At 68.6% G+C, this 20394-nt stretch carries 16 protein-coding genes; 11 read left to right on the top strand and 5 right to left on the bottom strand.

What is annotated here, in order from left to right:
* Positions 1-67: 67 nt before the first annotated feature.
* The 5 genes from ACIRGA_RS03845 to ACIRGA_RS03825 all read left to right on the top strand — a co-directional run bounded on the left by ACIRGA_RS03845 (position 68) and on the right by ACIRGA_RS03825 (position 7213).
* Complete coding sequence (locus ACIRGA_RS03845) at positions 68-2314, top strand: protein kinase (protein ID WP_400936260.1); 2247 nt, start codon at positions 68-70, stop codon at positions 2312-2314.
* On the top strand, positions 2305-4575 hold the full coding sequence (locus ACIRGA_RS03840; protein WP_400936258.1) for a serine/threonine-protein kinase: 2271 nt from the start codon (positions 2305-2307) through the stop codon (positions 4573-4575). The genes ACIRGA_RS03845 and ACIRGA_RS03840 overlap by 10 nt, the downstream gene beginning before the upstream one ends.
* A 319-nt stretch (positions 4576-4894) precedes the next feature.
* A complete protein-coding gene (locus ACIRGA_RS03835) occupies positions 4895-5545 on the top strand; it encodes a hypothetical protein (RefSeq protein ID WP_395876830.1) in 651 nt (216 codons plus the stop codon).
* Positions 5546-5564: 19 nt separating this feature from the next.
* Positions 5565-6215, top strand: a complete 651-nt coding sequence (locus ACIRGA_RS03830) for an NAD(P)H-binding protein (protein WP_400936256.1) — start codon at positions 5565-5567, stop codon at positions 6213-6215.
* Between the two features lie 50 nt (positions 6216-6265).
* Positions 6266-7213: a ribose-phosphate diphosphokinase gene (locus tag ACIRGA_RS03825; protein ID WP_400936254.1), complete on the top strand. Its 948-nt coding sequence runs from the start codon at positions 6266-6268 to the stop codon at positions 7211-7213.
* Here the strand turns inward: ACIRGA_RS03825 and ACIRGA_RS03820 are convergent.
* Positions 7210-8514 carry a D-arabinono-1,4-lactone oxidase gene (locus tag ACIRGA_RS03820; protein WP_400936252.1) on the bottom strand — a complete coding sequence of 435 codons (1305 nt, stop codon included), beginning with the start codon at positions 8512-8514 and terminating at the stop codon, positions 7210-7212. The genes ACIRGA_RS03825 and ACIRGA_RS03820 overlap by 4 nt on opposite strands.
* A gap of 87 nt (positions 8515-8601) precedes the next feature.
* On the opposite strand from ACIRGA_RS03820, the gene ACIRGA_RS03815 reads away from it, so the two are divergent.
* Complete coding sequence (locus ACIRGA_RS03815) at positions 8602-9786, top strand: amino acid deaminase/aldolase (RefSeq protein WP_400936250.1); 1185 nt, start codon at positions 8602-8604, stop codon at positions 9784-9786.
* 448 nt (positions 9787-10234) lie between these two features.
* Here ACIRGA_RS03815 and ACIRGA_RS03810 read toward each other — a convergent pair whose 3' ends face one another.
* Positions 10235-10879 (bottom strand): TetR/AcrR family transcriptional regulator, encoded by a 645-nt coding sequence (locus ACIRGA_RS03810; protein WP_400936248.1) that lies wholly within the window; start codon positions 10877-10879, stop codon positions 10235-10237.
* 126 nt (positions 10880-11005) lie between these two features.
* On the opposite strand from ACIRGA_RS03810, the gene ACIRGA_RS03805 reads away from it, so the two are divergent.
* Both ACIRGA_RS03805 and ACIRGA_RS03800 read left to right on the top strand, forming a co-directional pair.
* Complete coding sequence (locus ACIRGA_RS03805) at positions 11006-12328, top strand: GH1 family beta-glucosidase (RefSeq protein WP_400936247.1); 1323 nt, start codon at positions 11006-11008, stop codon at positions 12326-12328.
* Complete coding sequence (locus tag ACIRGA_RS03800) at positions 12321-13577, top strand: MFS transporter (protein WP_400936245.1); 1257 nt, start codon at positions 12321-12323, stop codon at positions 13575-13577. Before ACIRGA_RS03805 ends, ACIRGA_RS03800 begins: the two co-directional genes overlap by 8 nt.
* Before the next feature lie 315 nt (positions 13578-13892).
* Here ACIRGA_RS03800 and ACIRGA_RS03795 read toward each other — a convergent pair whose 3' ends face one another.
* Together ACIRGA_RS03795 and ACIRGA_RS03790 are read right to left on the bottom strand one after the other, a co-directional pair.
* Positions 13893-14303: a hypothetical protein gene (locus tag ACIRGA_RS03795; RefSeq protein ID WP_400936243.1), complete on the bottom strand. Its 411-nt coding sequence runs from the start codon at positions 14301-14303 to the stop codon at positions 13893-13895.
* 13 nt (positions 14304-14316) lie between these two features.
* Entirely contained in the window at positions 14317-14691 is a 375-nt protein-coding gene (locus tag ACIRGA_RS03790) for a hypothetical protein (protein WP_016330535.1), read from the bottom strand.
* Between the two features lie 318 nt (positions 14692-15009).
* On the opposite strand from ACIRGA_RS03790, the gene ACIRGA_RS03785 reads away from it, so the two are divergent.
* Together ACIRGA_RS03785 and ACIRGA_RS03780 are read left to right on the top strand one after the other, a co-directional pair.
* The gene (locus tag ACIRGA_RS03785; RefSeq protein ID WP_400936240.1) at positions 15010-16422 is read left to right on the top strand and encodes a helix-turn-helix domain-containing protein; all 1413 of its coding nucleotides are present in this window, start codon (positions 15010-15012) and stop codon (positions 16420-16422) included.
* A complete protein-coding gene (locus ACIRGA_RS03780) occupies positions 16382-17320 on the top strand; it encodes a phosphotransferase family protein (RefSeq protein WP_400936238.1) in 939 nt (312 codons plus the stop codon). The genes ACIRGA_RS03785 and ACIRGA_RS03780 overlap by 41 nt, the downstream gene beginning before the upstream one ends.
* Before the next feature lie 212 nt (positions 17321-17532).
* Here ACIRGA_RS03780 and ACIRGA_RS03775 read toward each other — a convergent pair whose 3' ends face one another.
* A complete protein-coding gene (locus tag ACIRGA_RS03775) occupies positions 17533-19608 on the bottom strand; it encodes a tetratricopeptide repeat protein (protein ID WP_400936237.1) in 2076 nt (691 codons plus the stop codon).
* 213 nt (positions 19609-19821) lie between these two features.
* On the opposite strand from ACIRGA_RS03775, the gene ACIRGA_RS03770 reads away from it, so the two are divergent.
* Complete coding sequence (locus ACIRGA_RS03770; protein WP_400936235.1) at positions 19822-20388, top strand: dihydrofolate reductase family protein; 567 nt, start codon at positions 19822-19824, stop codon at positions 20386-20388.
* Positions 20389-20394: the final 6 nt, after the last annotated feature.

Raw genomic sequence — 20394 nt, 5'->3', positions numbered from 1 at the left:
AAGGCGGGGAACCGCTGCGGCGCAGCTCACCTCCAAGGGGACACGATCGCGAATCGCGGAGGAATCTGTGGACGACTGGGCCTTGCCGGGTTTCACCGAGATGGGGTCGCTGGGCGAAGGCGGTTTCGGACGGGTCGTGCTGGCCCGGCACGACGAATCCGCGCAGGTCGTGGCCATCAAATACCTGTACGCGAGGTTCGCGGCGGACCCTCAGCGCCTGGCCGAATTCCGCCACGAGGCCCAGATCCTGAGCCGCGTTTCGGGGCCCCACATCGCCCGTCTGCACCAGTTCGTGGAGACCCCGCAAGGGGCCGCGATCATCATGGAAGCCGTTCACGGAATCTCCCTGAAAGAGGTCCTCGGCCGCCAGGAGAAGCTCGAACCCGAAGCCGCGCTGGCCATCCTCAAGGGCTCACTGCTCGGTCTCGCCGGCGCGCACGCCGCGGGCACCGTCCACCGCGACTACAAACCGGCCAACGTCCTGGTCACCCGGGAGGGGCAGAGCAAACTCGTCGACTTCGGCATCGCCGTGCTCGCCGGGCAGACCGGGGTCGCCGCGGGCACGCCCGCGTACATGGCGCCCGAGCAGTGGGCGGGCGGCGTCGCCACCCCCGCGACCGACGTCTACGCCGCGACCTGCGTGTTCTTCCAGTGCGTCGCCGGGCACCGGCCGTACGAGGCCGAGCAGACCGAAGTGCTCCGCACGCTGCACGAATACGCCCCGATCCCGTTCGGCGAGGTCCCCGAGCCGGTCCGCGACCTCATCGCGCGCGGCATGGCGAAGGACGTCGCTCAGCGGCCGTCGGGCGCGGCCGAGTTCGTCGCCGAGCTGGAGTCGTCCGCCAGGAAGGCCTACGGCGAGGACTGGGAGCGCAACGGCTGGCATTGGCTCGCCAAGGGCGCCGGTGTCCTGGTCGCGCTGTCGCCGCTGGCCCTGCTCGGCGCGGGAACCGCGGCCGCGCCGGTCGTCGCGGGCGGGGCGGCGGGCGGTGTCGCGGCCACCACCGGTGGCGGGATCGCGATCGGCCTCAAGGTGACCGCAGCGGTCGCCGCCGCCACCGCGGTCGCCGTCGGGACGGTCGTGGTGGTCAACGCCAACAGCGACGACGAAGCGCCGCCGCGAACGACGACCGTCGCCGCGATGCAGGTCGACCTCCTCACGCGCACCGAGAAGTTCGACGGCTTCGACTACAACGGCAAGTACGTCCGGATCAGCGGGTTGAAGGACAAGGCCGCCGAAGAGCGGGTCAACAAGGCGCTGATGGCGCCGATCGACGGCTGGCTCGAGAACTTCTGGCCCGACAGCTACCAGCCGCAGCGGGAACCGGACGGCGACGTCCCGCATATGAAGACCGAGGCCGAAGTGCTGCGCAAGGACGACAAGCTGCTCTCCGTCGTCTACAAACGCTCGATCGATTCCACCCAGTTCGGCAATCACGGCGGGTTCAGCGTCCGCCCGATCGTCATCGACCTGACCAAGGGCGAGCAGATCTCCACCGCGCACCTCTTCGACAACGTCGACGGCACCTCCGCGCGCATGCGGACGCTCGAAGACCGGCTCCTCGAGTCCGTGAAACCGGGCGACTGCCTCGCCGGCGCGCGGAATTCGACCGAGCACCTCCCGGCGACGTCGATGTCGGAGCGGTACACCTTCGACTACGACTCCATCGTGCAGGCGGCGCCCACCGCCGACGGGATGCGGTTCTACGTCTACGGTTCCGCGCTCGGCTACCCGCGCGTCTGTGATCCGACCGAGGTCACCATCGCCTATCCCCGCCTGCTCGACCTGATGAGCCCCACGGTCCTGAACCTGCTCGGCCTGGCCAACGGCGGCACGCAGGGCAAACGCACCAAAGAGGACAACGTCGGCGCCTTCACCATCACCACGCCGGAACACTGGTGGCTGCTCTCCAGCGCCCCCATCGAGCGCTATCTGGTGACCGCCGACCAGTGCTCGAACAGCGGGATGCAGCCGTTCCACTGCGCGGGTGTCGTCTTCAGCGACAACTCGCGCGTCGATCCGGCCACCCCGGCGTATGAACCGGGCAAGCCGTACAACCGATCCAACGGCCCGCGTCCGTGTCACTCCCTCGGCGCGCCCGGCGAGACCCAGGGGTCACCCGTCCTGCAGACGAAGGAGCTTCGCCCGGTCGGGACGAAGAGGGCCGCGTACGAAGAGTGGCGACTCACGTGTTCCGGCGGCGGTACGGTCACCCAGCGGGTCTGGTTCCTGCCGAAAACGCAGCTCGTGATCGTGGACGAGTGGAACACTCCAGGCCTCGACAAGATCCTGGAAGAGGCCCGATGGAACTGAACGACGAGTGGAGACTGCCCGGCTTCACCGAGCTGGAGCAGCTGGGCACGGGCACCTTCGGCCGCGTGGTGCTCGCACGCCAGGACAACACCGGCCACGTCGTCGCGATCAAGTACCTCTTCTCCCGCTTCGCCGCCGAGCCCGCCTACCTCGACGCGTTCCGCCAGGAGGCGCTGGCGCTGCACCGGGTGTCGAGCCCGAACGTCGTGAAGCTGTACGAGTTCTTCGAGACGCCGCAGGGCGCGGCGATCGTCATGGAGGCGATCAACGGTGTCTCCCTGCGTTCGGTGCTCCAGGCCGAAGGCGCTCTCGAACCCGAAGCCGCCCTCGCGGTGCTGAAAGGTTCGCTGCTCGGGCTGGCCGCGGCGCACTCCGCCCACGTCGTCCACCGCGACTACAAACCGGCCAACGTCCTCGTCGCCGACACCGGCGAGAGCAAGCTGGTCGACTTCGGCACGGCCGTCCTGTCGGGTGAACGCGGCCCGTCCGTCGGCACGCCCGCGTACATGGCGCCCGAGCAGTGGTCGGGCGGGGAGGCCACCCCCGCGACCGACGTCTACGCCGCGACCTGCGTGTTCTTCCAGTGCGTCGCCGGGCACCGGCCGTACGAGGCCGAACAGACCGAAGTGCTGCGCACGCTGCACGAACACGCGCCCATCCCGTTCGGCGAAGTCCCCCAACCGGTGCACGAGATCGTCGCGCTGGGGATGGCGAAGGACCCGTCGAAACGACCGGTCGACGCGCTCATGTTCGTCAGCGAACTGGAACGTGTCGCCCGCGCCGGTTACGGCGACGAATGGGAACGCAAGGGCTGGTCACGGCTGGCGAAGGCGGCGGGCGTGCTCGCCGCGGCGACGCCGTTGGTCCTGCTCAGCGCCGGTACGGCGGCCGCGCCCGGGATCGCCGCCGCCGGGACGGGAGCGACGGCCGCGTCGACCGGCGGGATCGCGCTCGGGCTGAAGATCGCCGTCGGTGTCGTCGCGGCGACGGCCGCCGTGGTCGGTTCGGTGGTCGTCTTCTCCGACGCGAGCACGCCGCCGCCGTCTCCGCCGACCACTCAGCAGGCCGTCGCGCTCAAGGTCGCCATGAAGACCCGGACCGGAACCGTGCCCGGCACGAACATCCCCTACAGCGGGGACCATCCCGAGGTGACCGGCTCGCCCGATCAAGCCTGGCTGAAACGCGTCAACGACGCCCTGACCGCGCCGATCGACGACTGGAACCGCAAAACCGGTCCGGGCGCCGCCAAACTGGAGCCGGAACGCGGCCCGTACAAGCTCCTCACGAAGGCCGACATCCGCTCGCAGAACGAGCGGTATCTCTCGGTGCGCTACACACACGACCTCGAGAACAAACCGCATCCGACCTGGAGTTACGGCCGCGCCGCGGTGACCATCGACCTGAAAGAGGGCAAGGCGCTCACCCCCGCCGAGCTGTTCGCCCCCGGGAAGTTCACCGACGACGGACTGCGGGAGCTGACCGAGCTCCTCTGGCCAGACAAGGAGCAGTGCGGCGCCCCGACCACCACTTTCCCGTACCGGCCGCTCCAGACCGCGGACCTCACCGAAGACCCGAAGGTGTGGCTCGCGTTCGCCCCGACGGCCCTCGAAGTCACGGTCAACCTGACCGATCTCGGCTTCACCACCGCTTGCGGCGTCCAGGACCTCACGCTGCCGTACGACAAGGTGGGCGATCTACTGAATCCCGCCATCGTCGACGGCGTGACCAGCGGAAAGGTGGTCAAAGGCACGTCGTCGTCCGCCCCGCCCGCACAGGGGGTCACCGACGTCTCGGCGGGCGCGCTCACCCTGCATCTGCCGCAGGACTGGTCCGTGGTCTCGCAGGGGCTGGAGAAAGTGCTCGTCGCGCCGGGCTGCCCGGATCCCAAGAAGTACTTCAACTGCAAGTACGTCCTCATCACCGACAACACCCAGCAGTCCGCCGAGCAGCCGCCGTACCGGCCCGGCGAGTTCTACCGGCGCAGCGCGGGCGGCCGGGCCTGCAACGCCGCCGGGCGCAAGGACCTCCGCCAAGAGGGTGACGCCGTCCGCTCGGCTTCCGCGACCGCACCGGTGGGCGGCGCGACGGCGACCTACGAGGAGTGGACCATCCAGTGTGTTCCCCGTGGACAGACGGGCGGAAGCGGCGAGGCGCGAGTGACCCAGCGGATCTGGTTCCTTGCGGACAGGCAAATCGCGGTGATGGACGAGTGGCGGACGCCGGGCGTCGAAGAACTTCTTCGTACCGCGACGATCACCTGACCTGACCTGCGAAAGTCCACTGTGGAATGAGTATTCGTTGGGCTGAATGGCCTAACGTCCTTCTTCGTCGCCCGTGACCGTTCGGAGACACCGGGTAACACCACTTACCTCTCCCTCACTCGGTTGGCGGCACGGTCGGACTGAAGTCCGATGACCGCCTACCGACCGGTCACCGATGACAAGGCGCCGCCGATCGCAGCCACTCCCGTTGTCCGGCGCCCCCGCCTCCCCGCCCTGTTAGACAGTTCATGTGCCGCTTCCACCGAGGTGGCACGGGGATGACGAGCCCTAGGGAAACCAGGTTCGAAGGAGGCGGAACGTGGCGGCTACACCGAACATGGAGAGCTCGACGGTCGCCGGTGGCGCGAAGCGCAGCCGGTCACTGCCGAGCCGGGTGGTGCCGCCGATCGAACTGCCCGCGAGCGTCGGGGAGCTTTCGCGCAAGGCGGCGGCCCTGCTCGGCTGGAACGGCATCGTCTTGCCGGAGACCACCGTGCTCGGCCGCAAGATCTGCGTGGTCGCCCGGCTCCGCACCGACGTGCACGCGGAGCGCATCGCGATGGGCATGGGTCCCGTCGTCGATCGCGCCACCGTCGACACCTGGACATGGCCAGAGCTGGCCGCGACCGCACCCGCGCCGGCCGCCGAGATCATCGGCGTCCTCGCGGTCGCCCGGCACTGGCGCACCGCGATGGCCTCCGCGGTTCCGTTCGCACGTTACGGCGAGGCCGCGATGGTTCTCCCATCGCCTGCCGTGCTGACGGAAGACTATGTCGGCAACTGCCTGCCGCGTGCCCGCGCCTACGGGCTCGGCATCGTCACCGCCGACCCCAACGCGGTGGCCGACCTCGATCTCGAGGGCCACAGCGAGCGCATGATCCTCGACGAGGACCCGGTCTCCCGCCTGGTCAACGAGATCGTCTACGACCAGCTGCTGCGCGAGACCGAGCTTCCTGCCGAAGTGGACTGAACGCATTAGGCTCGTCAGTATGCGAGTCGTCATTGCGGGTGGACACGGACAAATCGCGCTGAAGCTGGAGAAACTGCTCTCCGCACGCGGTGATCAGGCGGTGGGGATCGTGCGCAACCCCGGCCACGTCGCCGATCTCGAGGCGGCCGGCGCCGAAGCGGTCGTCCTCGATCTGGAAAAGTCCGATGTGGACGCCGTCGCCAAGGTGCTCGACGGTGCCGACGCCGCCGTCTTCGCGGCAGGCGCCGGGCCGGGCAGTGGGACGGCTCGTAAGGACACTGTGGACAGAGCCGCCGCGGAACTCTTCGCGGCGGCCTCCGAGCGGGCGGGCGTCCGGCGGCACATCCAGGTCGGCTCCATCAACGCCGACGTGTGGGAGACCGCGGACGTACCGGAAGATTTCCGGATCTACCTCAAAGCCAAGAAAGCGGCTGAAGACGATCTCCGCGCCCGCGATCTCGACTGGACGATCCTGCGGCCGGGACAGCTCACCAACGACGAAGGCACCGGCAAGGTCCTGATCGCCGAATCCACCGAGCGCGGCCCCATCCCCCGTCAGGACGTCGCCGCGATCCTCGTCGCCCTGCTCGACAATCCGTCGACGGCGGGACGCATCCTCACCGTGATCTCGGGTGATACTGCTATCTCTCAGGCCATTTCCGCTCTGTGAAACTCTAGTGTGTGGACGTAATCCGTCTTTTGACTGAACGGAGAAGGTCCTTGCGCGAGGACATCGCGGTCTTCAGTGGCAGCGCACATCCCGAGCTCGCCGAAGAGATCTGCGCCCATCTCGGTGTTCCCCTGCATCCCGTGAAGGTGCAGCGGTTCGCCAACGACTGTCTCGAAGTCCAGCTCGAAGCGAACTGCCGCGAGCGCGACGTCTTCCTGATCCAGCCGTTGGTGCGGCCGGTGCAGGAACATCTCGTCGAACTGCTGCTGATGCTGGACGCCGCGCGGGGCGCGTCGGCGAAGCGGATCACCGTCGTCATGCCGCACTACTCGTACGCCCGGTCTGACAAGAAGGACGCGCCGCGGATCTCGATCGGCGGCCGTCTCGTCGCCGACCTGATGGCGACCGCCGGCGCCGATCGCGTCCTCGCGATGACACTGCATTCGCCGCAGGTGCACGGGTTCTTCAGCGTTCCGGTCGATCACCTGCACGCGTTGCAGGAACTGGCGAAGCACTTCCGCCAGTACGACCTTTCCGCCACCACCGTCGTCTCGCCGGATCTCGGCAACGCCAAGGAGGCCGCGCATTTCGCCCGGCTGCTCGGCGTCCAGGTCGCGGCTGGCGCGAAGCAGCGCTTCGCCGACGACAGGGTCGAGATCAGCTCGGTGATCGGTGAGATCACCGGCCGCGACGTGATCGTCCTCGACGACGAGATCGCCAAGGGCAGCACGGTGATCGAGCTGCTCGGCAAGCTCCGGGAGCTGAAGCCGCGCTCGATCCGCGTCGCCTGCACGCACGGCCTTTTCTCCAGCGGCGCGCTCGATCGGATCGGCAGCCAGCCCGACGTGCTGGAGGTCGTCTGCACGAACACGGTGCCGATCCCGCCGGAGGAGCAGAGCCCGAAGCTGCGGGTCCTGTCGATCGCGCCCGCACTGGCGGAGGCGATGCGCCGGATCCACAACGGGGAATCGGTCAGCGCGCTGTTCGAAACCGCTTAGACGGTGCCGAGGACCCGGTCGAGGTAGGTGTTCGTGAAGACCCCGGCCGGGTCCACCTCCTTGCGGACCCGCAGGAAGTCGTCGAAGCGCGGGTACCGCGAGCGCAGGGTCGCGGCGTCGAGGTCGTGCATCTTGCCCCAATGCGGGCGGCCGCCGACCTCACCGACGATCGACGCGAAGCCGGCGAAGTACTCGCGATAGGGCATGCCGACGAACTGGTGGATCGCGATGTAGGCGGAGTCGCGGCCGTTCGCGGTCGACAGCCAGATGTCGTCCGCGGCGGCGACGCGCACCTCGACCGGGAACGCGACCGGGTTCTCCAGCTTCGGGACGAACGCGCGGAGTTCGGCGAAGACGTCGTGCAGTGCTTCGCGGGGGATCGCGAACTCCGACTCGACGAACCGCACGCCGCGATGGGTCACGAAGACGCGATGCGACGTGTCGCTGTACTCGCGGGCGGAGAGGATGTTCGAGGCGAACCGGCCGAGCGGCTGGACGAGTTTCGGCACCGCGCGGCCGAGACGGCACAGGCCGCCGAACGCGACGTTCTCCGTGACCTCGTAGTCGACGAATTCCTTCAGCTTGCCCAGCGGCCGGTGTTCGCTGCCGGCCGGAAGCCGGTTGTTGCGTTTGACCAGGGCGTTCTTGCCGTAGGGGAACCAGTAGAACTCGAAGTGATCGTTCTCGTCGGCGAACTGGTCGAAGCCTTCGAGGACCTGTTCGAGTGGTTCCGGCCGCTCCTGGGCGGAGAGCAGGAACGACGGTTCACACTGCAGGGTGACCGTGCTGATGACGCCGAGCGCGCCGAGCCCGACCCTCGCCGCGGCGAAGAGGTCGGGGCGTTCGTCCGCCGAACAGGTGACCACGGTGCCGTCGGCGAGCACGAGTTCGAGCTCGGCGATCTGGGTGGCGATCCCGCCGAGCCGGGCGCCGGTGCCGTGGGTGCCGGTGGAGATCGCGCCCGCGACGGTCTGCGCGTCGATGTCGCCGAGGTTGGTCATCGCCAGGCCCAGCGCGTCGAGTTCGGCGTTGAGATGCTTGAGCGTGGTGCCCGAACGGACCGTGACCAGGCCTTTCGCGACGTCGGCCGACGCGATGCCGGTCCAGCCGGTGAGGTCCATGGCGTCCGAATTCGCCGCGGCGATCGCGGTGAACGAATGGCCGCTGCCCAGCGGGCGCAGGCGCCGTCCGTCCGCGGCGGACCGGCCGATCGCCTCGGCGATCGCGTCCGTGTCACGCGGCCGATGCACCCGCAGCGGCGACGCCGTCGCGGTGCCGGCCCAGTTGCTCCACCGTGTCATGCGCCCACCTAACCGTCTCTTGTGAGTGCCGAAACAGTAAGTGAATAGTATTCGCGTTTCAAGCCCTTCTGTCGTACCTTAGTTCGGGTGACCAGTGCGACGGTGTACGACTTGGCGACGAAGGACCTGGATCCTCCGTTCGCGATTGTCGACTTGGATGCGTTCGACGCGAACGGCGCCGACCTGCTGCGGCGGGCAGGCGGCAAACCGATCCGCGTGGTCAGCAAATCCGTGCGCTGCCGCTATCTGCTCGAACGGGTTCTCGCGCGGCCCGGCTTCGAAGGCCTCATGTGCTACTCGCTCGCCGAAGCCGTCTGGCATGTCGAGCAGGGGACGTCCGACGACATCGTGGTGGCGTACCCGACCGCCGACCACGGCGCGCTGCGGCGGCTGGCGGCGAACGACCGCGCGCGGGCGGCGATCTCGATCATGGTCGACTCGCCCGAACATCTCGACCTGGTCGACGCCGCGCTGGGGCAGGGGCATCCCGAAATCCGCGTCTGCCTGGAGCTCGACGCTTCGTGGCGGCCGCTGCCCGGCGTGCACATCGGCACCCGGCGCTCGCCGGTGTTCAGCCCGCGCCAGGCCGCGGATCTGGCGCGGACCATCTTGTCCCGCAAGGGTTTCCGGCTCGTCGGGATGATGGCGTACGAAGGTCAGATCGCCGGGCTCGGCGACGCCGCGGGCAGCGGGGTCAAGAACTCCGTCATCGGCTGGATGCAGCGAAAGTCCATTGTGGAAATCGCGAAACGCCGCGCGGCCGCGGTTCGCGCCGTCCGTGCGCTGGCGGATCTGGAGTTCGTCAACGGCGGCGGCAGCGGCAGCGTCGAATCGACCGGCGCCGAAGCGGCCGTCACCGAGATCGCGGCGGGCTCGGGCTTGATCGGGCCGACGCTCTTCGACGGCTACGCGCACTTTTCGCCGCGCCCGGCCGCGATGTTCGCGCTCCCCGTCGTCCGCCGCCCGGCGCCGAAGGTCGCGACGCTGTTCTCCGGCGGCTACATCGCTTCGGGCCCCGCGGAGTCTTCACGGCTCCCGAGGCCTTACCTGCCCGAAGGTCTCTCGCTGCTCGGATTCGAGGGCGCGGGCGAAGTCCAGACCCCCGTCGCCGGCGAGGCGGCCCGCCACCTGCGGCTCGGCGACCGCGTCTGGCTGCGCCACGCGAAGGCCGGCGAACTCGCCGAACGCTTCACGCACTACCACGTCGTCGTCGGCGACCGGGTCGACCGGACCGTCCCCACTTACCGAGGCGAAGCCCAAAACTTCGGCTGACCCGCGCGACCCCACCCCCCACCCATCCCTGGGGGGCGCGCCCCGCACCAGCGTATCGGGAGGGGGTGTCGGGGAGCGGGGATCCGGCGAGTGAGGGGCCGGGTTGTCCACAACTGTGGGTGGGTGTGGACAAGTTGTGTGGATAAGTCGGTAAGGCCAGGTCACGGGCTACGTGGGCGTGGTTCCTGGGGGTTGTGTGACTGGTGGTGCGTGGGGTCCGGGCGTCGGTGGACACGAATGGAGCAAGGGGGATCCACCGGTGACGCGAAGGTGCCCGTCGGGATGTTGAGCGTCTCGACGGGCACCTTCGCGACGTCTCGCGGGGCGGCTTCGGGTCCATAATGGACGGACCTGGGCCGAAGGCGTCCTTCGCCGCATCAGACGCGGGGAAAGCGTCCTTCAGCCCCGAGCAGCGCGACCGAGCGAGCGTCAGCCAGCGAAGGAGACCTCAGGCCTCCCCGAACTTGCTCGCCAGATACCCCTTCACCACCGACTTCGCCTCCGCCACGATCCGCTCGTCCCCGCGCGGGTCACGGCGGAACGCCAGCTTGAGCAAAGCGTCGGCGGTCTCGTTCGCGATCGTCAGCGCGAACCGGATGTCGTCCGGCGGCGACTGGATCCGCGCGGAAAGCACGTCGGTGAGCGCGTCGACGATGACCGCGTTGTTGTCGCGGGTCTCGTCCAGGAGCTGCCTGTCCACGACGTCACCGAAGTGGACCTTCGAGAAGCCGGGAACCTCGCGGTGCATGGCGAGATAGATGTCGAGGATCGAGTCCACGATGTCCCACCAGTGCTCGGGCGCGAGCTCGTTCAGGGTTTCCGACACCGAGGCGACGAACCGTTCGAGGTTCCGCTGCGTCAGCGCCTGCACCACGGCCCGCTTGTCGGGGAAGAACTGGTACAGCGAACCGACGGCCACTCCGGCGCGCTTCGCGATCAGCGTGGTCGTCAATGCGTCGTAACCGAGTTCGTCGATCAGGTGGGCGCTGGCGTCGAGCATCTGCTCCACCCGCTTGGCGCTGCGCTGCTGGACGGGCTGCCGCCGGAGCGGAGTGGTCTCCGCTTGCGGTTTCGCGGCCTGGATGTCGGACACTCGGGCTCCTCCTTCGCTGATCTGCGACTTTATCGTGCCGACAGGGTTCCCCCCGGTCGAGTGAAGGCATAGTATCTGAGAACTTTTCATGTTCGGCCGAGTCTGAAGAGGAAAGGTGTGCCGCCGGTGGAGAATCCGACCTTCCCGTCCGAATTCCTGTGGGGTGTATCGACCTCCGCCTTCCAGATCGAGGGGGCGACCGGGGAAGGCGGCCGGGGACAGTCCATTTGGGACACGTTCACCGAAACGGAGGGAAAGATCGCGCGGGCTGAGCACGCCAAGGTAGCGGCCGATCACTTCCACCGCTACTCCGAGGACATCGCGCTGATGGCCGAACTCGGCGTCGGCGCCTACCGCATGTCCTTCGCCTGGCCCAGGATCCAGCCCGACGGCGACGGCAAGCCGAACGCCGAAGGTCTTGCCTTCTATGACAAATTGCTCGACGAGGTCTGCGCCGCCGGGATCGCGCCGGCCGGGACGCTCTTCCATTGGGACCTCCCGCAGGCCCTCGAGGACAAGGGCGGCTGGCTCGCTCGCGACACCGCCGAACGGTTCGGGGAGTACGCCGCCATCGTGGGCGAGCGGTTCTCCGATCGGGTGAAAATGTGGATTCCGCTCAACGAGCCCATGGTCATGTCGATCTTCGGCTACGCGATCGGCGAGTACGCGCCCGGCAAGACGCTCCTGCTCGACGCCCTGCCCACCGCGCACTACCAGAATCTCGCGCACGGTCTCGCGGTCCAAGCCCTCCGCGCGGCCGGCGCCCGGAACGTCGGCACGGCCAACAATCATTCACCGATCTGGCCCGCCTCCGATTCGCCGGAAGACCAGGCCGCGGGCGAATGGATCGACGCTCTCATCAATCGCACTTACGCGGATCCGGTGCTGCTCGGCCGTTATCCCGAACAAGTCGTCGAGCATCTGCCCGCGGGTTTCGCCGAGGATCTGCCGACCATCGCGCAGCCGCTCGACTTCTACGGGGTGAACTACTACGAGCCGCAAGGCGTCGCCGCGCCCGGCGAAGGCAATCCACTGCCCTTCGAGCTTAGGGCGATCGAGGGATATCCCATGACCACCAACGATTCCCCGATCGTTCCGCACGGCCTGCGCGATCTGCTCGTCGGCTTCCACGAGCGCTACCGAGAGCACCTCCCGCCCGTGTACATCACCGAAAACGGGTGCAGCTTCGACGACGTCGTCGCCGAAGACGGGCACGTCCACGACCAGGAACGCATCGACTTCCTCGACAGCCACCTGGTCGCCGTGCGCGAGGCGATGGACGCCGGGGTCGACATCCGCGGGTACTTCGTCTGGTCGCTGATGGACAACTTCGAATGGTCGAAGGGCTACCAGCCGCGCTTCGGCCTGGTGCACATCGACTACGAGACGCAGAAGCGCACGCCGAAGGACTCCTTCGGCTGGTACCGGGAACTGATCCGCCATGAGTGAGGTCCGGGAAGTGCCCGAGGCGCTCGCCGAGCCGGTCGCCCGGGTCCGCGCGGGGTGGATGAGCCTGCTGTTCTTCGCGAACATCGCGCTCTGGCTAGGGGTCTACGCGCCGATCCAGGTCCTGCTGCCGAAACAGGCCGAACTACTGGACGCCGCCAACAAGGAAGCCGTGTTCAGCGTGGTCACCGGCGTCGGCGCGGTCGTCGCGCTGATCGCCAACCCGGCCGTCGGCCTGCTCTCCGACCGGACCTGTTCCGCGAGGGGCCGCCGTCATCCGTGGACGGCGGCCGGCGCGGCGGTCGCCGCCGCCGGACTCCTCGTCCTCGCGTTCGCGCCGAACGTCGCGGTCATGGTGCTCGGCTGGTGCCTGGTCCAGGCGGGACTGAACGGAATGCTCGCGATGCTGGTGTCGGCCATCGCCGACCGGGTGCCCGTACCCCAGCGCGCGCAGGTCGGCGGGCTGGTCGGCATCGCCCAGATGCTCGGGACCGTGCTCGGCGCGGTGGTGGTCGTGGTGATGCTCGACCTCGCCGGTCTCCCGCTGGGATACGCGGTGTGCGCGGCCATCGTGCTGGCGGGCGCGGCGGCGTTCGTCCTGCGCACGCCGGACGCGCGGCTGCCGGTCGCGTTCCGGCCGTCCGCCCGGACCAGGGACGTGCTCGCGAACCTGTGGATCTCCCCGCGCCGGCATCCGGACTTCGCCTGGGCGTGGGGCTGCCACTTCATGATCAACCTCGGCAACGCCTTCGGGACGCTGTACTTGCTGTTCTTCCTCAAGGACGCGGTGCACTACGAAGACCCGGACACCGGGCTGCTGATCATGATGGGCCTCTACGGTGCCGCGCTCATCGTCGGCGCGCTCATCGCCGGGCACTTCTCCGACAAGTCGGGACGCCGGAAGCCGTACGTCCTCGCGGCGTCGGCGGTGATGGCCGTCGCCGCCCTGCTGCTGGTCGTCTGGCAGAACTGGACGGCCGCGCTCGCGGCGTCACCATTGCTGGGCGTCGGTTTCGGCGCGTACATGGCCGTCGCGCTGGCGATGCTCACGCAGGTGCTGCCCACCGCGCAGGACCGGGCGAAGGACCTCGGCGTCATCAACATCGCGAACTCGCTGCCGCAGGTGGTGGCGCCGATGCTGACCGCGCCGATCCTGGCCTACCTGGGCGGATATTCGAGCCTCTTCGCGGCTTCGGCGCTGTCCACCGTCATCGCCGCGGTGCTGGTCACGCGGGTGAAGGGTGTCCGCTAGAAGATTGGAGACCGCGGACCGGTGCCGGTCGGGGGAGGGGAGTGCAACGGCACCGGCCCGCGGGGTTCGGGGGATGGCAGCGCGGACCTCGGGGACGGATATCGCGCTGCGTTTGTGATCATCAACCTAGCGACCGATTACTGCCTTCGCTAGGTGTTCTGCCGAGAATTTTCGATTAATCGCGGTGGGGACCGGGATGATTACCGAGAGCGGCTCGTGACGTTCGGGGGTACGCGCGAGCCGCTGCCGGCGAAGGCGAGATCGTGGCGTGGTTGCCGAGGGGGCGCTCGGACCGCCGTTCACTCGCCCGGCTTTCTAAGCGTGCACGCCGCCGATGGCGGCACGACGCGGGTTGACCAGCGCGTGCCTGCCGGTGGTTTCGGCCGCACTCACCCTGGTCTGCCCGGGAACACGGCGCCGGTGGACCTGGGTGGCCGCGGTCTGCTGGGGGGCGAGGCCGCCGGCGACCAGGTGCTCGTGCGCGACCTGCCATACCGAGCAGGGGGCCTTGCACTTGTGCCACCGGGTCGAGCAGGTGGGGCAGTCCCCGCGCTCGTCGGGCTCGTGCGCCTGGAGCATCGCGCGCCAGCCTTCGGCGAGCCGGGGGAGCTCCGAGCGGGCGACCGATACGAGCGACTGCGCGTCGGCCCGGTTCGCGAGATCGGAGAGCATGTCGAGGCGTTCCCAAACCGCGTTGCGGAGGACTTGCCCTAGGACCTGATCCACGGAGAACTCACCGTTACCTTTCCGCCATCTTGGCGGCTTCGTTGAGCGCTGCCCTGAGCTGCCCGAGCTGGCCGGACGTCAGGCGCGCGGTCTCTCCTGGCGGCGAGACGAGAACCACCTGGTTGTCTTCGACGAACACGGTCACGGCGCGTTCGCGGCTGATGAGATCGCCGCACTGCACCCGCCAGACCAGCTGTCCGCCTTCGTAACGGCGCACACTCGCGGTACGGGGGTCGACCGGGGCGGAAGGGGAGACCGGACGGTTGGCGCCGGGGGCGACGGCGACCGTCTGCTGACCGGCGGGGCCGGCCGCACGCAGGTGGCGCGTGGCCATACCGGGCCGTCCCGCGGTGATGGAGCCTGTTGCGATCGAGTCCACGAACTCCACTGGCTCTTCTCCGCTCTCTCGTTCCACGTCGTCTTCGTATCCGCGTGTCCGCACCTTTAGGGGGTTCGGAGACTTGGTAGCTCTCTGTGATCGCGGCCGGTGGCCGGTCGGTCACGGAGATCTGACAACTACAGTGATGTGAAACCGAGTGCGATAGAAGGTCGAACCGCCGTCATAGCGGTGACCGGACGAGGTTTCACGGTAAGCGGTCAAACGACTTCTGCCGGGCCGATCACGACGGGCGATCCGGTGTTTCGCACGGTTGAATAGGTGTGCCTACGCTGTTTCTCGACCCCAACGGAACTGTGAGGGGGCGCAATGGACGCCAGTATCGGTGGCGGCGCTGTCGCCGGCTCGGACGCTTCAGGTGCTTCGGGCCGCCAGAGTCACCCCGTGCCGCCGGATGCCTGGGAGCAGCCGGAGATGCGAGCCGCACTGGCCACACGGGAGATCTCCTCCGTGTACCGGCTGTTGCGCAAGCACGGTGTTTCGCAGCGTCAGATCGCCGCGATGACCGGCCAGTCGCAGTCCGAGGTGTCCGAGATCCTCAAGGGTCGCCAGGTGATGGCGTACGACGTGCTCACCCGCATCGCTGACGGCCTTGGTGTCCCCCGGGGATACATGGGTCTCGCCTATGACGAGGCGACAGCGATAAAGGTCGTCGGCGCTGCCGACGGCCAGCAGGCGGAGGAGGACGAGTCCGTGAAGCGACGGAGGTTCCTCGCGCACGCCGCCCAGGTCACGATGGGTGCGGCGGTGTTCGGTCCGGAATCGGGTACGTGGTCGGCGGGGCCCGCGAAGACGCCCGCCCCCGGGCGCATCGGCATGACCGACGTCCGCCAGGTGGAAGCCGCGACCAGAGCGCTCCGGTCCCTCGACTACCAGTACGGCGGCGGTTTCTGCCGCGACGCCGTGGTCGCGCAGCTGTCCTGGGGACAGCAGATGCTCGAGTCCAACGGCACCGAGATGGTCAAGAACCGCCTGTACGTCGCCCTCGCCGACCTGCACAGCCTGGCAGGCTGGACCTCCTTCGACACCGGCCTCATGGATTCCGCCCGCGGGCATTTCGCGAACGCGCTGGACCTGGCCAAACAGGGCGACAGCCACCCGCTGGTGGCCAACGTGCTGTACCGGATGGGCCGGGTCTACCTGCACAACGACGCGCCGAACGACGCGTTGAAGCTGTTCCAGCTCGGTCAGATCGCCGCCCAGGAATCGGGCTCCGAGCTGGCGGTCGCCGTGCTCTGCGCCAACGAGGCGTGGGCCTACGCGATGATGGGCAACGAAGAGCAGGCCACGAAGCTGCTCGGCCGGAGCAAGGACGAGTTCGCCCGCGCCGATCTGGCCGAGGCCGAATCCTGGGTCAAGTTCTTCACCGAGACCGACGTCTACGCCATGATCGGCACCGTGCACACCGTGCTCGCCGAGAAGAACGCCGAGCACACCAAGTACGCGATCCCCGCGCTGACCAAGGCCGTCGAGTCCTACACCGACGACATGGCCCGCAGCAAGACGTTCATGCTCAGCGCCCTGGCCACGAACCACCTGCTCGAAGGCGATCTCGACCACGGCGCCAAGGTGGGCACGAAGGCCATCGACTGTGCCGAGGGCATCAAGTCGGAGCGGGTGAAGGACCGGATGCGACCGCTGCAGGTCGAGGCGGAACGCCGCCGGAACAACGCCGACGCCCGTGACCTCGCCGACCGCCTCAACTCCTTCTACGCCGCCTGAGCCGACCGGACCGGGCGGCCGGTTCACCCCCGCCATCCTGCGCGACGCCCTCGGGCGGACGTGCGATCTGCTGGGCGTGGACCCCGAAGGCGCCCGCCTGCTGAGGTTCACCAACAACGCCGTCTACGAGCTGGCGAGCGCGCCGTTCGTCGTCCGCATCGTCGGCTCCACCCGCCTGCGGCATCGCGTCGGCACGGTCGTGCGGGTCGCGCGGCATTTCGAACGGCACGACGTGCCCGCCATCCGTCTCGTTCCCGGCCTCGACCAGCCGCTGCCGGTCGGCGAACAGCTCGTGACGGTCTGGTGGAAGGTGCCGGCGGGGGGTCGTAAGCCGAAGGCGGCCGATCTAGCCGTGCTGCTGCGCCGGGTCCACGCGCTCCCGCCGCCCGAGGGGCTCGCCGAATGGGCGCCGTTCGCAGCCGTCCGCGCCCGGGTCTGGGACGCGGAGGAGCTGGACGACGGCGACCGCCGGTTCCTGCTCGAACGCTGCGCCGAGGTCGAAGCCGCGCTAGCGGACCTCGACTTCCCCCTGCCCCGCGGCCTCGTCCACGGGGACGCGCACACCGGGAACCTGATCCCCGGACCGGACGGGCCGGTGCTGTGCGATTTCGATTCCTCCTGTGTCGGGCCGCCGGAATGGGATCTGACCCCGCTCGCCGTCGGCCATGAACGGTTCGGTGATCCACCGGCCCGCTATCGCGTGTTCGCGCAGCGGTACGGATTCGACGTCACCACGTGGTCCGGGTACTCGGTACTGCGCGCGATCCGTGAACTGAAGCTCACCACGAGTGTTCTTCCCATTCTCCGGAGTCATCCCAGCGTGCGGGATGAGCTGCGAAAACGATTGAACGATCTCCGGAACGGACGCACCGGAGCCCGCTGGAACCGGTATCGGTGACTCACCCGGGAAAGGCATCTGCACGTGCATTCGCCGACGGCGAATGACCGTTCGTCGCTTGTCCGAATTCGTCGATCAATCGGTGACGAATTCGCCCGGGCTAATCACTTCTCTCGGCCCAATGCTCCCCCAAATGTGCAACTTGCAGCTACGCTGAGTTATTCAGAGCGGGGAGTTCACCCGGTCGCCGCCTACCGATCGGTGCCGTCGGGTCACAGCCCTTCCAGCCGCGTGCGCAGAGCGTCAGCCTCCGGGCGGCCGAGGCCGACGAGGATGGGCAACGCCCGGTCGTAGTACCGCCTGGCCTCGTCGGGATTTCCTTCCGCTTCGGCGACTTCACCGAACGCGGACAAGGCCCTGGCCACCTCGAACCTCGACCCGCTGGCCTCCATGGTGGCGAGCGACGCTTCGAGTTCGGTCCGCGCGGCCGCGAGCTCCCCGGTCGCGGTGAGGGCGCGGCCGAGCTCGGTGCGGGCGCGGGCCACGTTGTACGGGTCGGCGGCCAGTGCCTCGCGAGCGCGGGTGAGGTGCTCGATCGCCGGTTCGGGCCGACCGGCCCGGAGCTGGGTCGAGCCGAGGTTGATCAGCGCGAGTCCGACGTCGTGCGTCCGGTTCTGGCGTTCGCTCAACCGGTGGTCTTCGGTGAACCAGTTCACCGCGTCGTCGAGCCTGCCCTGTGCCAGCGCGACCAGGCCGAGGCCTTCCACCGACCGGATCTCGACGACCTCGTTGCCCGCCTTCCGCGCGGCTTCGCGTCCCGCCTCGTAGTGCGAGACGGCTTCGTCGTACCGGCCGGTGCCGCGGCAGGCGGCGCCGGAGCGGTTGTGCATCAGGGCCTCCGCGGAGGCGTTGCCCCAAGCCCGCGCGCAGCGCACGCCTGCCTGGCTCACCTCCAGGAAATCCGGATAGTGCTTGCGCAGCAGGAAGAGCGGCCACATCGCGGCGGCGAGCTGCCAGCCGAGTTCGGGCAGCTGCCACGTTTCGGCGGTCTTGACGGCCGCGATGAGGTTCTCGCGTTCCAGTTCGAGCCAGGCGAGTTCCTCGTCGGGGGACGCGAACGAGACCGCCGTCGGTGGCCGGTACTCGTAGCGGTACGGGATGGGGTCCTGGTCGGGGACCGTCACGGCGGTGGCCTTCGAGGCGGCGAAGAGGTACCACTCGAGCATGCGGCGCACCGCGATGTCGCGGTCGTACTCGTTGCCCGCCGTCTTCTCCTTGGCGTGCAGCCGCGCGAGATCGTGGAAGGTGTACCGGTCGTCGCCGCGGTCGATCAACAGGCCGACGTCGACGAGCTGGTCCAGCAGGTCGTCGGCGACCTCCTCGCGGACGGCGATCGACGCGGCCGCCACCCCGACCCCGAAATCAGGGCCGGGATGAAGCCCGAGCGCCGCGTACAGCGCCGCCGCGTCCGAGGGGAGCTCGTCGTAGGAGAGGTTGAAGCTGGCTTCCACCGATTGCGCCTCTTTCGTCGACAGCGTGGCCAGTCGACGATATTCCTTCCCCAGTTCGGTGGCGATCTTCTCCAGCGACATCTTCGGCCGTCCGGCCAGCTTGGCGCTCACCGTGGTGAGGGCGATCGGCAGGCCGCCGCACAGCTCGGCGATGTCGCGCGCTTGTGCGGCTTCGGCACCGACCCGCTCCGCGCCGACCGCGCGGCCCAGCAGTTCGGCGCTGTGCGCGGAACCGAACGGGGCCAGCTCGACCAGCCGCGCGCGATGTTCGGTCTGGAGCCTGCCCAGACGCCGCCGCGAAGTCACGATCACGAGGCTTCCTTCGCCGGCGGGCAGCAGCGGAAGCACCTGTTCGGTCGATCCCGCGTTGTCGAGCAGCACGAGCAACGGTCGCTCGGCGGTCGTCGTGCGGTACAGGGCGGTGAGCTCCTCGACGTCCGAGGGCAGCCCCTCCGGCGGAACACCCAGCGCGCGGAGGAACCGGCCGAGTGCTTCGTTCGCCGAGAGCGGGCCGTTGGTACTGAACCCGCCGAGATCCGCCCACAGGTGCCCGTCCGGGAAGCGGTCACCGAGCCGGCGTCCCCACGCGGTGGCCAGCGCGGTCTTCCCGATCCCGCCCTGACCGCTGATCAGCTGGACGACCGGCCCGTCGGTGTCGTGCTGGGTCAGCAGCTTTTCGAGCAACGCGAGTTCGGCGGTGCGGTTGGTGAAATGCGCGGGCGCGGGCGGGAGCTGGCGCGGGCCCGAACTCACCTGCCGGGTGAGCTTCACCGCCGATCGCTGCCGCGGTACCTGTGGCGTGCTGACTTCACTTTCACCCGGCAACGGGCCGCCCATCGACCATCCCCTCTTCGGGTTAACCCCAGCGAACGCGTAGAGCATCGCGGTGAAGGTCCGAAGAGGACAGGGAAACCGGCCAAATGCGGCCGGATGGAGCAAGGTGTGTAACAGCTTCCCCGAATGTGTGGCTCGCGATGTCGAGACCGGCGCGACGGTGTCGTCCCCGGGGCGATCGCGGCCGGAGCGGCCGCGCGAACCGGAGGGACGGACATGCGCAAGCTCATCGTTCAGCAATGGGTCACGGTCGACGGCATCGTCGCGGAGGAGGACGGCGGCCTGAGCTTCGTCTCGGGAGAGCCGTTCTCCGAGAAGACCGAGCCGGCGTTCAAGGCGAGCGTGATGGGGCTCGTCGATTCGGTCGACACGATGATCCTGGGCGCGAACACCTACGCCATGGCCAAGGACTACTGGCCTCACGCCGAAGAGCAGGGTGAATACGGCGAGAAGGTCAACGGGCTCACCAAGTTCGTCGCCTCGTCCAAGCTGGAGGACGCCCCGTGGGGCGGCTTCCCCGCCGCGACCGTGACCCGCGACGCGGCTGCCACCGTCCGCGAACTCAAGGAGCGGCCCGGCAAGGACCTGTGGCTGTGGGGGAGCCTGACGCTCATGCGGTCGCTGCTGGACGCCGGTCTCGTCGACGAGTTCCGGATGATGGTCAGCCCGGTGTCGCGCGGCAAGGGGACGCGCTTGTTCGAAGACCGGCGCGACCTGAAGCCGATCGAGGCCACCGCGTTCGAGAACGGAGTAGTGATCCTGCGGTACGCGGTCGGGAACTAGGCGCCG

Source organism: Amycolatopsis sp. NPDC102389, from assembly GCF_044765885.1.
Taxonomy (GTDB): domain Bacteria; phylum Actinomycetota; class Actinomycetes; order Mycobacteriales; family Pseudonocardiaceae; genus Amycolatopsis.
This window is presented reverse-complemented; position numbering and strand designations above follow the sequence as displayed.

Bases quoted from the DNA above. Each gene is read 5' to 3' on its own strand.
- ACIRGA_RS03800 (WP_400936245.1), top strand. From the start codon at position 12,321: ATGAGTGAGGTCCGGGAAGTGCCCGAGGCGCTCGCCGAGCCGGTCGCC.
- ACIRGA_RS03770 (WP_400936235.1), top strand. From the start codon at position 19,822: ATGCGCAAGCTCATCGTTCAGCAATGGGTCACGGTCGACGGCATCGTC.
- ACIRGA_RS03820 (WP_400936252.1), bottom strand. From the start codon at position 8,514: ATGACACGGTGGAGCAACTGGGCCGGCACCGCGACGGCGTCGCCGCTG.
- ACIRGA_RS03785 (WP_400936240.1), top strand. From the start codon at position 15,010: ATGGACGCCAGTATCGGTGGCGGCGCTGTCGCCGGCTCGGACGCTTCA.
- ACIRGA_RS03775 (WP_400936237.1), bottom strand. From the start codon at position 19,608: ATGGGCGGCCCGTTGCCGGGTGAAAGTGAAGTCAGCACGCCACAGGTA.
- ACIRGA_RS03840 (WP_400936258.1), top strand. From the start codon at position 2,305: ATGGAACTGAACGACGAGTGGAGACTGCCCGGCTTCACCGAGCTGGAG.
- ACIRGA_RS03830 (WP_400936256.1), top strand. From the start codon at position 5,565: ATGCGAGTCGTCATTGCGGGTGGACACGGACAAATCGCGCTGAAGCTG.